Origin of the sequence: Pseudomonas sp. JS425 (assembly GCF_018223845.1) — a bacterium.
Taxonomy (GTDB): domain Bacteria; phylum Pseudomonadota; class Gammaproteobacteria; order Pseudomonadales; family Pseudomonadaceae; genus Aquipseudomonas; species Aquipseudomonas asiatica.
The window spans coordinates 35491-49408 of the sequence record NZ_CP073662.1; the positions used below are offsets into that span (position 1 = coordinate 35491).

The window sequence follows — 13918 nt, forward strand, 5'->3', positions numbered from 1 at the left end:
CTGCTTCGACAGCCTGGAACCAGCGGCGGCAACCGCTCCAGACACATTGCGAAGGAGATTGAAACAATGGCTATCGAAACCCACCTGTTCTATTTCAGCTCAGCCGCGCAGCTGCGCGATTTCTCCGGCTTCACCGTCGAGCCGTCCCATCAGGCCCGCCCAGGGCAAGACCCCGCCACCGTCACCATGTACACGGTCGTCGCACAGCGCTCCGGCATCGGCCAGCGCGAAGTCATTGCAGAGTTCCCGCTGGAACTGCATGCCGAGATTTTCCGCGACATGGCCGAGGCTACAGCCCGCGCCGTCTGACCACAGCCCCGCCCGGACCTTGCGTCCGGGCCTTCGTGACGGATGACGAACATGCTTACAAAGTATGTGCTCAAGCACTTTCATTTCTGCTGCGGGCTTGGCGGCGGCGCCAAAGGCTTCAATCAAAACAAGGAAGTGGTCGGCCACCTGCAGGCTGATTGGCGCTGCATTGGCGGCGTCGATGTGGACGCCGGCGCGCTGCGTGACTTCCATCGCCTGGCCGGCGTACCAGGTACTCAAATGGACCTGTTCACCCGCGAGCAATACACCGCCTTCCATGGTAAGGAACCGCCAGCCGACTGGCGGGAGGCAATGCCGGCTGATATTCGCCGCGCTGCGGGTTATCAGGATCCTGATGTGGTGTTCATCAGCAGCCCCTGCAAAGGCGCATCAGGCCTGTTATCCGAGGCCTTGAGCCTTACCCCCAAGTACCAGGCCCTCAATGAACTGACGTTGCGCTGCGTGTGGCTCATGTGCGAGGCCTGGCAGCACAATCCGCCCGGCCTGATCGTGTTCGAGAACGTGCCGCGCCTGGCAACCCGTGGTCGGCATCTGCTCGATCAGATCGTCCAGGTGCTGAACTTCTTTGGCTACGCCGTGAGCGAGACAACCCACGACTGCGGTGAACTGGGTGGCTTGGCCCAAAGCCGCAAGCGCTTTCTGCTGGTGGCCCGGCACGTGGAGAAAGTGCCGCCGTTCCTGTACGAGCCGGAAAAGAAATCCCTGCAATCGGTCGGCGCAGTCCTTGGCCGCATGCCGTTGCCTGGCGATATCGAGCGCGCAGGCCCAATGCACCGGGTTCCAGCGCTGCAATGGAAAACGTGGGTTCGCCTTGCCCTGGTCGAGGCCGGCAAGGACTGGCGCAGCCTGGATCAGTTGGCCATCGAGGACGGCTACCTGCGCGACTTCGTGATAGTGCCCGAGGCATTCTCGGGGTATCTAGGCGTGCGCAGCTGGGGTGACTCAGTGGGCACCGTAGCCGGCCAGACAGGCCCTACCAATGGCGCATTCTCTGTTGCGGATCCGCGCAGCCCGGCACACGCAGCGCAGTACCAGCAATATGGCGTACGGCGCTGGGAGGACGCGAGCGGCGCGATCATTGGCATCAAGTCTCCAGGGCAGGGCACGTTCAGCGTGGCCGATCCGCGTGGCGCAGCGGGTGGTCATGGGAAATACAGCGTCACCCGCTGGGATGGATCGGCACGCACCGTCATTGCCGGCAGCACGACAGGGCAGGGCGCGTTCGCCGTACAGGATCCACGCCCAGGCCTGCGCCGCGTGAAAGGCGATGCCTACCTCACCGGGGGCCACTATGGCGTCGTGCCGTGGGAGGGCCTAGCCGGGGCTGTGTCCGCCAGTGCGCGCCTGGACAATGGCCGGTGGAGCGTTGCCGATCCGCGCATGCCTGCCGCCAATGATCGATTGACCTGCGTGATTCAAAGCCTCGACGGCACCTGGCACCGCCCATTCACCACGCTGGAAATGGCGGCGCTGCAAAGCCTGGTTGACCCGGAAGAAATGCTTGAGCTGGACGGTTTGAGCGATCAGGCATGGCGCGAGCGAATCGGTAACGCGGTACCACCGAAAGCCGCCGAGGCAATCGCCGGCGTAATGGCCCAAACCCTCCTGCTGGCCAAGCAGGGTGAAACCTTCCTGCTCAGTCACATGCCGGTATGGGTTCGCCCCGTTGCGGTCGGCCTGTCGCTGGCCAGCGAACTCGACAACGCAGCATAACCAACCTACAGGCGCCTCAGCCCGTGGCGCCTAAATCAACCCGGAATCGACGGCGGCAACCGTCCCGGGGAAACCACGCGAAGGAGTAACACCATGTTCCGCGATCTCACGATGAGCAAAGCCCAACGTTCCAGCCACGCCCTGCATACCGCTGCGCGGTTGGCAGAGCACCGGAAGAAGTGGTATTCAGCCGCCGAGCTTTATGAAGCTGCCGCGTCCTTGTGGCCAGGCAAGGGCATCAGCCTGATGCGCCGTGCAGAACAGTGCCGCTCTTTGGTTGTCGATGCCTGCGACGAAATGGATATTGAGGATTGAGCCATGGACGAAAGAACGGAACAGGAATTGAGCGCCTATCTCGATGTGCTGCTGTGGCTTGAAACAGCCTCGGTTGCCGAAATCGAAAGGGCGCTTTCTACAGCCACGGGGGTCGCACGTGAGGATCTGGAGCTGGGCGTTCAAACCCTGATGGACTCCGACCGTCCTGCCCTGGCCAACTACTTCCCGCACCTGGTCAGCCGGCCCACCTCGCTCTCGAAGATCCGACTGGAATTCAATGCGCTGGGCCAGGCGTTGGATCTTTTGGAAGACTCGACGCGCCGGCGTGCTACGGATCCGACATACCCGCTTATGGGATATGGCGCTGTGGCCGCTGCGCTAGCCAAACTGCAGTATCTGAACAAGATCACGCCGTCCCAACGCGAACTGCTTCTGAGCGAGTTGGCCAGCCTCAAAGCTGGCGGTTTGCGCCTGGACAATTGAGGTCGCCATGAATCGCATCACCAAACGTCGGAGCAGATTACCCGTGGTCCTTTGTGTCGCTGGGGGCATCCTCATCTTCGTGGTGGAAATGTACGCATCGCGGCACATGACTAATCGTCGCATTGAGCAGAAAAGCCAAGAGAAGGCGCGTTACATGCAGGAGCATTCCCCCGCTAGTTCCCCGATTTCGGCGCCAAACCGCATCAAGGTGTTTATACCTCCCGAGGCTTCGCCCAGCACCGCACGCAACATCGAGAACGCCGCTGCGCCTTGATGAAGGGCGTGCCCCCTTCGGGGGGCGGCTGTCGTGAACCAAGCCCCGGCCAAGAGCGCGCCGGGTCTTGGCCCTTCGGGCTTCCATCCTCACGCCTCCGGCCTTCGGCCTGCGCGCTCCGCTTGCCGGTCGTTCCAGGGCAACCACTGCGGCTAGCTCAGCAACCATCGGTAGGAAGCGGACGCCCCAATGGCCTATCCGCCACCAGGCCTTGCCTGCAAGGGGCTTTCGCGGCATATCCTCGCTCGCTACGCTCCCTGCGGTATTCCACGGTCCCCTTGCACGCGGCCTGGCTCTGGATAGTCCGGGCTTACCGCGTCCTACCGAAGGCTGCCGAGCAGATCCACCCAGCAGTGGCGCGCTTCCATTCCCAAAGAGCAAGGCTGCATCCGCTTCGCGGCTGCTGCTTTGAAAAGCGTTTGTTTCCCGCGCCCCACGCTCGGCATTAAAGCAGCTCGGTAAAGCAGTCAAGCGTTCAGTGCAAAGGAAATGCAGATTTCTCGCGTGCGAGAAACAAGACAAACGGTCAATTTAGATTTGACCAATAGTTGACTTTGGTTAGGCGTTGCGCGATACTACTCATGTCGAAGCAATCCCGCTTCGGCGGTCCTGGAACCAGCGGCGGCAACCGCTCCAGGTAAATCGCGAAGGAGGTTTCGCATGACTATCACCGCTCAAGCCCCCGCCCTCAGCTTCCACAACTGGCTCACCCCAGCCGACTTTTTGAGCTTTGCCCGAAAGATCTGGACGCCTGCCGTTGATTCGAGCATCGAGGCGATGGAGCGCAAGGTTGACGATCTCTACGGCGCGGCATGTAAGCGCTTCCCCACCTATGACACCATGGTGCATAACGCTTTCTGTGCGAGCATGGTTATCGAGTTCGGTACCGACGAGTTAGCCGAGGGAGTGGCAGAAGTTTTTGCGTATGCCCGCGAGGCTTACGGTTATATGTCCTCCAGTGAGATCGAAGCACAGCGTCAGGCAGACGGTCTTTGCTGGCACGGTCTGGACGCCATGACCTGCCCCTGCGGTTGCTTCGAAAACGACTAATTCAGACGGAAAGGGAGATTCATCATGGCCCGTGGCGTAAATAAAGTAATCCTGGTCGGTACTTGTGGGCAGGATCCCGAAGTCCGCTACCTTCCCAACGGCAACGCCGTGACCAACCTCAGCTTGGCCACCAGCGAGCAGTGGACCGACAAGCAGACCGGCCAGAAGGTCGAGCGCACCGAGTGGCACCGTGTGTCGCTGTTCGGCAAAGTGGCCGAAATCGCCGGTGAATACCTGCGCAAAGGTTCGCAGTGCTACATCGAAGGCAAGCTGCAAACCCGTGAGTGGGAAAAAGACGGCATCAAGCGTTACACCACCGAAATCATCGTTGACATCAACGGCACCATGCAGCTGCTCGGCGGACGCCCGCAAAACCAGCAGCAGGGCGGCGACCCTTACAACCAGGGCGGCAGCAACCAGGCGCCCCGCCAGCAAGCCCAGCGTCAACAGCCACCACAGCAGCGCCCGGCACAGCCGGCGCCGCAGCCAGCGGCTGACTTTGACAGCTTCGATGACGACATACCGTTCATGGATCCGTACCGTTTCAATTGGCACCTTCAATAACCATCAAAAGGATCTGATGCAATGAGTAAATTTCACATTCTCGCTGCTGTTTTAATCCTGGTTTCAAGCCCTTTGCTGCTTTCCAGCTTCACCGGCGACCCTGCGCCTAAATGGGCGGTGGGCCTCACCCTGCTGGGGTTGGTCTTAGCAGCTGTCAGTCTGTATTGGAAAGACCTGCTCAAGCGTGCACGCGGCAAGGAGTAGGGCGGGGGGCCTAAGCCTGGTATGCGCTGGGTTTAGGCCGCGACCACCAGCGAAGAAGCCCGGCAATAGCCGGGTTTTTGATCGAAAAAAGGTAAAATTAGATTTGACTGATAGTTGACTTTGGTTTGTACCTTTGCGATACTAACCCTGTCGAAGCAATCCCGCCTCGACAGCCTGGAACCAGCGGCGGCAACCGCTCCAGGCAAATCGCGAAGGAGATTCAAAAATGCGTCTATCCAGCAACTTCCGTAACCCTTGCATGGTCCGCAGCGACAGCCCGCTGAGCAATGACGAGATCGCACGTGTTGCCCCCTCGATCTTTGCCGAGGAAGCACACGAAAGTCGCTCCGATCGCTACCGCTACATTCCCACCGTTGACGTACTGGAAGCGCTGCGCAGTGAAGGGTTCATGCCGTTCATGGCGTGCCAAACCCGCGTGCGTAACAGCGACAAGCGCGAGCACACCAAGCACATGATCCGCCTGCGTCACGCCAACACCATCGTTGCCAAAGAGGCCAACGAAATCATCCTGCTAAACAGCCACGACGGCACCAGCAGCTACCAGATGATGGGCGGTTGCTTCCGTTTCGTGTGTGCCAATGGCCTGGTGCTGGGCGAGGCGGCAATGGATCAGAAAGTGCGCCACAGCGGTCGTCAGGACGTTATCGGGGATGTGATCGAGGGCGCGTATGAAGTCCTGAATCAGTTCGAGCTGATCGAGGATCAACGCGAAACCATGAAGGGCATCCAGCTGGGCAACGACCTGCAGCACGCTTTTGCCGAGGCTGCACTTGCCTACCGCTATGACCCGGAAGACGGCCCGGCTCCGGTTACTGCACGCCAGCTGCTGGAAGCACGTCGCCGCGAAGACGCTACCAATGACCTTTGGTCGACCTTCAACCGCGTACAGGAAAACACCATCAAAGGAGGGCTGCGAGGCCGCAACAAACAAGGGCGCCGTACCAGCACCCGTGCCGTGACCGGCATTGATCAGGACGTAAAGCTTAATCGCGCCCTGTGGGTACTGGCTCAGCACCTGCGCCAAGCCGCCTAACTGCCAAAGACCGGGCGCGCAGCGCGCCCGGTCTGCCCCATGCAAGGAGATCGCAGCCATGCAAAAAGTTTTCTATGTACCTGGTCAAACCGCAATCATCGATTACGCCCGCCAGATCGGCCCCAATGTATGGGCCGCTCGCGGAACCTGGCTCATGCTGCCAGAGATCCAGGTAAGGCACCCCGGCGCTGTGCTGGGGGATGAAGTAGGCTTTCTGCAAGCACAGGAAGCCGCCCACGGCACCAAGCCGGCGCGCATCACCGAAACCCGGTATGACTTCGCGCTAAGCCGCGCTCAGGTGCTCGATTACAACGCCGGCGAGGCCGGCGATTCGTTCATACTGCAGGCCCCCGAGATTGGCGACCTGGTGCGCGTGTACGCCCGTTCAAACGGGCGTTACTGGACGTTCCTGGCGCTGCCAACGATTACGCATTGCGAGATCTGGCAGCGGATCCGCGAGCAGGGGGCCGCGGCTGATTGACTACCGACACTAGGAGCTGATGAATGCAGCCGATGTACACCAAAGAAGAATGGAAAAAGGTTGCGCCCCTGTTTGCTTCCAAGCGCCTGGCCATCTCGACTGTAGAGGTGGCCAAGGCCGTTCTGGTCGATGGCCAGCGCATCACCGACGTAGCCGAGGCCAGGGGAATGACCAAGCAGACCGCGCACGCAGCGGTAAAGCGTGTGCGGAAAATCCTGGAAGAGCAGGGCGCCGGCGAGCTGGTACCCGTCCTGGTGTGGCTGCCCCCCGAGTTGGCCGAACAGGTGCGGGAAATGGCCAAGCCATTCCCCCAGCCTGCCCCCCAAAAATCGAAGTGAAAAATCACAAGGAGAGACGAAATGTCGTCTGATGAACTCATTTTCCAGGCTGACCGGATTCACTCAGTTTCCATTCATAACGTCACCCTGGTTGCTAACCAGATCAATGAGGACGGTAAAACGGCTGATCTGGTTATCGAGTACCAGGGAAAGCAGCACACGTTGCGGGCCGCTCATTACGTGAATGAGAGTGACGTAGGCAAAGTGGGCTATGTGCTGCCTGCGCCCTTTGCGTCGTCGGCGGAAGGATATGGCACCATGATTTTCCGGGCTTACCAGGATCAAAGCCTGCGCCGCGTGTACGAGCTGGACACTACGAACGATGAACATCAGATGGTGCCGCTTAACCATGGGAAGTGGCCGCACCACCGCGCCCATATGACATGCGGTTGGCGTTGCGACAGTCGACCTACCGGCTTTCTTGCGCCGGCAGGGCTTGTGCCTGGTGCTAAAGGCGAGTTCGTGCCAGATGAAACGGAAGTCGTTTCCGTGCGCATTCCGCCTGAATTCGAATGGGAAGCACGCCGGCACCAGATGAAACCTGCGGAACTGCTCGAAAGCTTTATTGGCGACCTGGCCGGCATCCAGAACTATGGCAGCAGGCCCCGCGCTGATCGCTTCGGCAGCAACGGGAGCGATGAACGCATGCTGGCTGATCACTGGCTGGAGCGGGCGCATGGAATGAGAGCCATAGACCCGGATCAGCTGAATCAGCAGACCGAGGAAGCCGAGGAATGGGATGCGCAGCTGGATGAATGGTCGGACCTACTGGGCGAGTACGTTGATCGAGGCGGTGATCCTCGCCAGTTGCTTGAAGCCGTTGACGGTGTGCTGACCAAGCTGGACGAGCTGGGGCCTGATTTTGTGTTGGATCTGCAGGCCGAGGTCGAAGCGACTCAAACCCTGCCAAGACTCACCGAATTGAATCCCACGCAGCTGGCGTACCTTGAGAAATGGCTGGCCAGCAACGGCCCGAACAACCTCCTAAAGTGGCCAGGTTGGCATGACGCCCGAATTGGCCAGGCTCCGAAAGACGTTTGATTCCCCCGCTTGTGCGTGCCCCCTTCGGGGGCCGGCTGTCGTGAACCAAGCCCCGGCCAAAAGCGCGCCGGGTCTTGGCCCTTCGGGCTTCCATCCTCACGCCTCCGGCCTTCGGCCTGCGCGCTCCGCTTGCCGTTTGTATCGTACGGTCGAGGGGGGCAACTCTTAGCCCGGCCTCACGGCCGGGACGGCCCATCCCACCTGGTAATCAAGGGGAGCCCGCAGAATTCGGAAAAAATCGTACGCTAAGGTTTTCCGGGCAACCGTAGCGGCCTGAACTTCCCGTCCTCCAGCCTGCGGCTCTGCCGCCAGACGTAATCGCCGGTCAGGTTGATGTGTTCCCAGCCCAGCGGCGACAGGTATTGCAGCAACTCACCGTTCACCGGCTTGCCGACCTCGACCAACCCCTGAGTGGCGCGCTCCAGGTACACCGTGTTCCACAACACAATGGCGGCCGTCACCAGGTTCAGGCCGCTGGCCCGGTAGCGCTGCTGCTCGAAGCTCCGATCCCTGATCTCGCCGAGGCGGTTAAAGAACACCGCCCTGGCCAGGGAGTTGCGCGCTTCACCCTTGTTCAGTCCAGCATGCACGCGGCGGCGCAGTTCGACGCTTTGCAGCCAGTCGAGGATGAACAGGGTGCGTTCGATCCGGCCCAGCTCGCGCAGGGCCACGGCAAGGCCATTCTGGCGTGGATAGCTGCCGAGCTTTCGCAGCATCAGCGAGGCAGTGACGGTGCCCTGCTTGATCGAGCTGGCGAGGCGCAGGATGTCGTCCCAATGGGCGCGGACGTGCTTGATGTTCAGGGTGCCACCAACCATTGGGCGCAATGTCGGGTAGTCCTGGACGCTATTCGGCACATACAGCTTGGTTTCGCCGAGGTCGCGGATGCGCGGTGCGAAGCGGAAGCCCAGCAGGTGCATCAGGGCGAAGACGTGATCGGTGAAACCGGCCGTGTCGGTGTAGTGCTCCTCGATCCGCAAGTCGGACTCGTGGTACAGCAGGCCGTCGAGCACATAGGTGGAGTCACGCACGCCGACATTCACCACGCGGGTGCTGAACGGTGCGTACTGGTCGGAGATATGGGTGTAGAACAGTCGCCCCGGCTCGCTGCCGTACTTCGGGTTGACGTGCCCGGTGCTTTCGCCCCGGCCGCCCGCCCGGAAGCGCTGGCCATCGGAGGATGAGGTGGTGCCGTCGCCCCAGTGGGCGGCGAAGGCATGGCGGTACTGGTGGTTGACCAGCTCGGCCAGGGCCGCCGAATAGGTTTCGTCGCGGATGTGCCAGGCTTGCAGCCAGGACAGCTTGGCGTAGGTCAGGCCGGGGCTCGACTCGGCCATCTTGGTCAGCCCGAGGTTAATCGCATCGCCCAGGATTGCTGACAGCAGCAATGTCCTGTCTTTGGCCTCGGCACCGTCCTTCAGGTGGGTGAAGTGGCGGCTGAAACCCGTCCAGTCGTCCACATCCATCAGCAGTTCGGTGATCTTGATGCGCGGCAACAGCTGACTGGTCTGGTCGATCAGCGCCTGCGCGGTATTGGGCACCGCAGAATCCAGCGGGGTGATCTTCAGCCCGGACTCGGTGAGGATGGCATCGGGCAGCTCGTTGTCCTTGGCCAGCCGGGTTACGGTGGCCAACTGCTCGTCCAGCAGCTGTAAGCGCTCTTCCAGGTACTGGTCGCTGTTCGGGTTGATCGCCAGGGGCAGGGCCTGTTCCCGCTTGAGCGCGGCGAACTTCTCTGCCGGCAGCAGGTAGTCGTCGAAGTCGCGGAACTGCCGTGAACCCTTGACCCAGATGTCACCGGAGCGCAGGGCGTTCTTCAGCTCGGACAGCGCGCAGATTTCGTAGAAGCGTCGGTCGTGGCCTTCCGGGGTGATCACCAGCGGCTTCCAGCGCGGCTTGATGAAGGCGGTAGGGGCATCCGCCGGCACCTTGCGCAGGTTGTCGGCGTTCATCTCGCGCAGGGTCTGCACGGCCGCCAGCACGCCTTGCGCGGCCGGTGCAGCGCGCAGTTCCAGCACCTCCAGCAGGGCCGGCGTGTAACGGCGCAGGGTGGCGAAGTTCTCGCCGACCAGGTGTAGGTGGTCGAAGCCCTCCGGCCGGGCCAGCAGCTCGGCCTCGCTGACGCTCTCGGTGAATTCGTCCCAGGGAATCACCGCCTCGATGGCGGCGTACGGATCGCTGCCGTTTTCCTTTGCCTCCAGCAGAGCCTGGCCGATCTTCGAGTACAGGCGCACCTTGTCATTGATCGCCTTGCCCTGCTTCTGGAACTGCTGCTGATGCTTGTGCTTCGCGCCGCTGAACAGCTTGACCAGGATGCGGTCGTGCAGATCGACCAACTCATCAATCACAGTCGCGGTGCTCTCCAGCACTACGGCGGCCAGGGTCGCGTAGCGCCGCTGCGGCTCGAACTTGCCAAGGTCTTTGGGCGTCATCTGCCCCCCTTCGCGGGCCAGCTTGAGCAGGCGGTTCTGGTGGATGTGCCGGCCCAGCCCTTCGGGCAAGTCCACCAGCTGAAATGTCTTCAGCCGCTCGATGTGCTTAAGCATGTGCCGAGAGTTGGGTTTCAGCGGTGCCTGGCGCAGCCAGGTCAACCAGGTGATGCTGCTGCCGGCCTTGAGCTTCAGCAGTTCGTCCAGCTTGGCACGGTGCGAGTCCGTGAGTGGTTCGACCAGGGCGCGGTAGACCCGCCGATTAGCCCGCGCAATGGCCTCCGAGCAGGCCCGATCAATTACGCTCAGCGCCGGCAGGATGCGCCGCTTCTGCCGCAGGCTCTCCAGAGCCTGGCTGGCCAGCAGCAAGCCCTTGTCGGTCTGCTGGGCCAACTCGGTCAGCTCGCGCACGAGGTTGCGGAAGTCGGACAGGCCAAACGGGGCCAGTTGCAGGTAGGTGCGCAGTTCATGGGCGTGCTCGCGGCGGGTCACGTCGCGTTCGCCGTACTTCGCCCAACTCGCCGGGTCGGCCTGAACCTGCTTGGCCACCCACAGGATGACCGGCTCGGGCGGCTCGCTGTCGGTGCCCAACGCATAGCCGGGGTAGCGCAGCAGGCTGAGCTGCACCGCGAAGCCTAGGCGGTTGGCGTCGCCGCGCCGCTGGCGGATCAGCGACAGGTCGGAGTCGTTGAAGGTGTAGTAGCGGATCATGTCATCCTGGCTTTCTGGCAACGCAAGCAGGGTGTCCCGCTCCGTGGCCGAGAGGATCAAGCGACGCGGCATGTATCAGTCGTCCGTGCGGAGGTACTGGTAGAGGGTTTCCCGGCTGATGTTGAACTCGCGGGCAAGCTGCGCCTTGGGCTCGCCGGCCGTCGCTCGCTGCCGCAGGGTAGCAGCCTGCTCATCGGACAGGGCTTTCTTGCGGCCTCGGTACGCGCCACGCTGCTTGGCCAAGGCGATACCCTCACGCTGCCGCTCGCGGATCAGGGCGCGCTCGAACTCGGCGAAGGCACCCATCACCGACAGCATGAGGTTGGCCATCGGCGAGTCCTCGCCGGTGAAGACTAGGCCCTCTTTCAGGAATTCGATACGCACGCCGCGCTGGGTCAGCTTCTGCACAAGGCGGCGCAGGTCATCGAGGTTGCGCGCCAGGCGATCCATGCTGTGCACTACCACGGTTGTCGCTTTCAGAGGGCGGCTGCACTAAATATCAGGAGTCGGCTGCACTACCTGATTGTAAGGCAGCATATAGGGCAGTCTTGCCTACCTTGAGCAGTGTTGCGGCCTCGCGGACGTTCAGCTCGTTGGCAATGTGTTCCCGCGCACGCTGCAACTTGTCGGCGGTGACGACAGGTTTACGCCCGCCCTTTAGCTCGAGTGCAGCGGCAGACAACCCAGCTTTGGTGCGCTCGCAGATCAGGTCACGCTCGAACTGGCCCAGCGCGCCGAACACGTGGAAGATGAGCCGCCCGCCCGGCGATTGGATATACTAAACGTATGGAATCCTTCGCACGTCGCCATTTCTTAGACTTGGAAGTCGCCCGCCTCGATTGCGGTGGACATTACTTTGCGCCGCACTTTCACGACGAGTTCGTCCTTAGTGTCAATGTGCGCGGCCATGAACGGATCAAACTCGACAGGAAATCGCTTGAGGCGGGCGAAGGGGAAATCACGCTCTACAACCCGGCGCAGATCCAAAGCTCCCAAGCTGTCAGCGGCGAATGGGAATTCTTTAGTCTCTACGTCGATCCCATCTTTCTTGCGGATGCCTTCGACCTATCGCCGGAAACGGTCTTTGACCGACCTATCCTCACGCATGGCGGTGCCGCACTCCGCATGAAGGCGGCGATTGCCTATGCGCTCGACACGGACGTTTCCGAGGCCGAGGCATTGGAGCGTCTGGTGCAGACTCTAGATGATCTTCTAACTCTGGCGGGATCGCGGCGGGCCACTGTTTCTCGGCATATACCGCTCACGCTCCGGCGAGTTGCCAATTGTCTGACTGATCTTGCCCCAATGCCAACACTTGCGGAACTGTCGGCCGAGGTTGATTTGACACCAGTGCAACTCGTGCGAGCCTTCACCCGCGCCTATGGATTACCGCCGTTCGCTTGGGCCTTAAATCGCAGGTTGAATGAAGCGCGCGTTCGCGTGCTGAAAGGCGACAAAATCGCCAATATTGCAGCAGATCTCGGCTTTGCGGATCAGGCGCATCTGACGCGCCGCTTTCGCGCGCAATATGGCGTTCCTCCCGGTCGGTGGCGAAAGGGCTGAAATCACGTTCAAGACGATAGGTGAGGCAATCGTTATAAGCTACGCTCAATCTTGATTGAGCACCATGATGACTGAACTCTTCATCTATGCTTTTGTCCTTGGTTTACTTTTTAACGCCATGCCGGGCGCGATCTTCACGGAGAGTCTCCGCCGGGGGATGCGGGGAGGGTTTCGCCCTGCTCTGGACGTGCAGATCGGATCGCTTGCAGGCGATTTCATTTGGGCTGTTCTGGGCCTGCTCGGGGCCGCGGCGCTTTTCACGATACCCTATGTCGAAAAGCCTCTTGCCATCGTTGGCGCCATCCTTCTCGGCTGGATCGCATGGCAGGCGCTGCTTGATGGGCTGTCGCCCATGCCTACCTTTGATCCTTCCTCATCTACCGTTGGTGGGCGATCAGCGGTCACGACCGGAGCCGCACTGTCACTCACCAATCCTCAGAATATTACCTACTGGACGGGGCTCGGCGGGACCATCACCGCGCTAGGCGTTGCCAATCCCGGCTGGACGGCATTCGCCGTGTTCCTTGTGGGCTTCATGGCGTCCTCGGTGCTGTGGTGCTTCATCTGTGCCGGAGCTATCGCATGGACCCGCCGCTTCATCGGGCCTCGAACGTGGACGATCCTCAACATAGGCTGTGCTGTCGGAATCGCCTATTTCGCAGGGCTGGTATTGTTCCGGACGCTCGGTTGAACACTCGATAGTGGGGTTTGGGGAGCAATGGAACAGAAAGTGCACTTAAGCCCTACCACCTGCGCTCGGTGCCTTCTTCCCAGGCGTCCATCTCGACAAAACAGTTGCGCATGTCAGCTTCCTGGCTGATCTCAGTCAGCAGGTCCTGCACGGTCTTGTCCAACTCGGCGTCGCTCCGATAGGGAATGCTCAGCTCGTAGTGACCAGTCTCCAGCCGCTTCATGCCGTAGAAGGTCAGACAGTAACGCTCAATGTTCTCCGTGGCCCGCTTCCGGCCGCGCACGAACTTGCTGTTGTTCGCCACCGCGAGGCGCAGGGTGACGGTGGCCACCCGCTCGGTGGCGGGCGGCTCTGCCGGTGCCAGGGCCGTGGGCTGCTGATCGCGTGACCGGGCACTCGTCTGGTATGCGCCGATCTCGTGGGCGGTCAAACCTAAATCCTTGAGGCTTGCAGCAGAATCTTTCTGTAAAAATTTCACCTCAGCACTGCATATCAGTATCGCTGCTGGCGTGCGCATTAAAACCTTGAAAGCTATCTTCCAATCTCGGCGAGTAGTCCGAGTGATGCCAAATACGCAAAACGGAGCTCGCCCGCCCTGCAACGCCAAACCTCACTGCTGAGCAGTGCCGAACTGCCATTCGTTTATGCATAAAAATGCTACTGGGCAACAGCGAAATGGCCGCGACACATATCCACACAGATCTGTTCTCAGAGAA

Annotated in this window: 15 protein-coding genes and 3 pseudogenes; 14 read left to right on the plus strand and 4 right to left on the minus strand. The window is 61.0% G+C overall.

Features of this window, described 5'->3' with window-relative positions; genetic code table 11:
- The first annotated feature begins 66 nt into the window (after positions 1-66).
- The 12 genes from KDB76_RS29125 to KDB76_RS29180 all read left to right on the plus strand — a co-directional run bounded on the left by KDB76_RS29125 (position 67) and on the right by KDB76_RS29180 (position 7808).
- Positions 67-309: a hypothetical protein gene (locus KDB76_RS29125; protein WP_047303031.1), complete on the plus strand. Its 243-nt coding sequence runs from the start codon at positions 67-69 to the stop codon at positions 307-309.
- Between the two features lie 51 nt (positions 310-360).
- Complete coding sequence (locus tag KDB76_RS29130) at positions 361-2043, plus strand: DNA cytosine methyltransferase (protein WP_047303029.1); 1683 nt, start codon at positions 361-363, stop codon at positions 2041-2043.
- Between the two features lie 93 nt (positions 2044-2136).
- Entirely contained in the window at positions 2137-2358 is a 222-nt protein-coding gene (locus KDB76_RS29135) for a hypothetical protein (RefSeq protein ID WP_047303027.1), read from the plus strand.
- 3 nt (positions 2359-2361) lie between these two features.
- A complete protein-coding gene (locus KDB76_RS29140; protein ID WP_152690399.1) occupies positions 2362-2802 on the plus strand; it encodes a hypothetical protein in 441 nt (146 codons plus the stop codon).
- Between the two features lie 7 nt (positions 2803-2809).
- Entirely contained in the window at positions 2810-3076 is a 267-nt protein-coding gene (locus KDB76_RS29145; RefSeq protein WP_182330308.1) for a hypothetical protein, read from the plus strand.
- Positions 3077-3736: 660 nt separating this feature from the next.
- The gene (locus KDB76_RS29150) at positions 3737-4126 is read left to right on the plus strand and encodes a hypothetical protein (protein WP_052960126.1); all 390 of its coding nucleotides are present in this window, start codon (positions 3737-3739) and stop codon (positions 4124-4126) included.
- A gap of 24 nt (positions 4127-4150) precedes the next feature.
- On the plus strand, positions 4151-4690 hold the full coding sequence (locus KDB76_RS29155) for a single-stranded DNA-binding protein (protein ID WP_047306911.1): 540 nt from the start codon (positions 4151-4153) through the stop codon (positions 4688-4690).
- Positions 4691-4711: 21 nt separating this feature from the next.
- Entirely contained in the window at positions 4712-4894 is a 183-nt protein-coding gene (locus KDB76_RS29160; RefSeq protein ID WP_047306910.1) for a hypothetical protein, read from the plus strand.
- A 226-nt stretch (positions 4895-5120) separates the two neighbouring features.
- Positions 5121-5948 carry a DUF932 domain-containing protein gene (locus tag KDB76_RS29165; RefSeq protein WP_047306909.1) on the plus strand — a complete coding sequence of 276 codons (828 nt, stop codon included), beginning with the start codon at positions 5121-5123 and terminating at the stop codon, positions 5946-5948.
- A 58-nt stretch (positions 5949-6006) separates the two neighbouring features.
- Positions 6007-6429 carry a hypothetical protein gene (locus tag KDB76_RS29170; protein WP_048388315.1) on the plus strand — a complete coding sequence of 141 codons (423 nt, stop codon included), beginning with the start codon at positions 6007-6009 and terminating at the stop codon, positions 6427-6429.
- Between the two features lie 23 nt (positions 6430-6452).
- Positions 6453-6767 (plus strand): TrfB-related DNA-binding protein, encoded by a 315-nt coding sequence (locus tag KDB76_RS29175; RefSeq protein WP_047306900.1) that lies wholly within the window; start codon positions 6453-6455, stop codon positions 6765-6767.
- A 21-nt stretch (positions 6768-6788) separates the two neighbouring features.
- Positions 6789-7808, plus strand: a complete 1020-nt coding sequence (locus KDB76_RS29180; RefSeq protein WP_047306899.1) for a hypothetical protein — start codon at positions 6789-6791, stop codon at positions 7806-7808.
- 245 nt (positions 7809-8053) lie between these two features.
- On the opposite strand, the gene KDB76_RS29185 is transcribed toward KDB76_RS29180, so the two are convergent.
- From KDB76_RS29185 to KDB76_RS29195, 3 genes and pseudogenes are all read right to left on the minus strand, one after another.
- Complete coding sequence (locus KDB76_RS29185) at positions 8054-11020, minus strand: Tn3 family transposase (RefSeq protein ID WP_011005944.1); 2967 nt, start codon at positions 11018-11020, stop codon at positions 8054-8056.
- Between the two features lie 3 nt (positions 11021-11023).
- A pseudogene (locus KDB76_RS29190) lies at positions 11024-11416 on the minus strand (recombinase family protein); the annotation flags it as partial.
- A gap of 31 nt (positions 11417-11447) precedes the next feature.
- Positions 11448-11717, minus strand: a pseudogene (locus tag KDB76_RS29195) (recombinase family protein); the annotation flags it as partial.
- Between the two features lie 17 nt (positions 11718-11734).
- Between KDB76_RS29195 and KDB76_RS29200 the strand changes: the two are divergent.
- Together KDB76_RS29200 and KDB76_RS29205 are read left to right on the plus strand one after the other, a co-directional pair.
- On the plus strand, positions 11735-12511 hold the full coding sequence (locus KDB76_RS29200; RefSeq protein WP_212632301.1) for an AraC family transcriptional regulator: 777 nt from the start codon (positions 11735-11737) through the stop codon (positions 12509-12511).
- Positions 12512-12575: 64 nt separating this feature from the next.
- Positions 12576-13202: a LysE family transporter gene (locus tag KDB76_RS29205; protein WP_249206259.1), complete on the plus strand. Its 627-nt coding sequence runs from the start codon at positions 12576-12578 to the stop codon at positions 13200-13202.
- A gap of 52 nt (positions 13203-13254) precedes the next feature.
- On the opposite strand, the pseudogene KDB76_RS29210 reads toward KDB76_RS29205, so the two are convergent.
- Positions 13255-13620 (minus strand): annotated as a pseudogene (locus KDB76_RS29210) (transposase); the annotation flags it as partial.
- Positions 13621-13918: the final 298 nt, after the last annotated feature.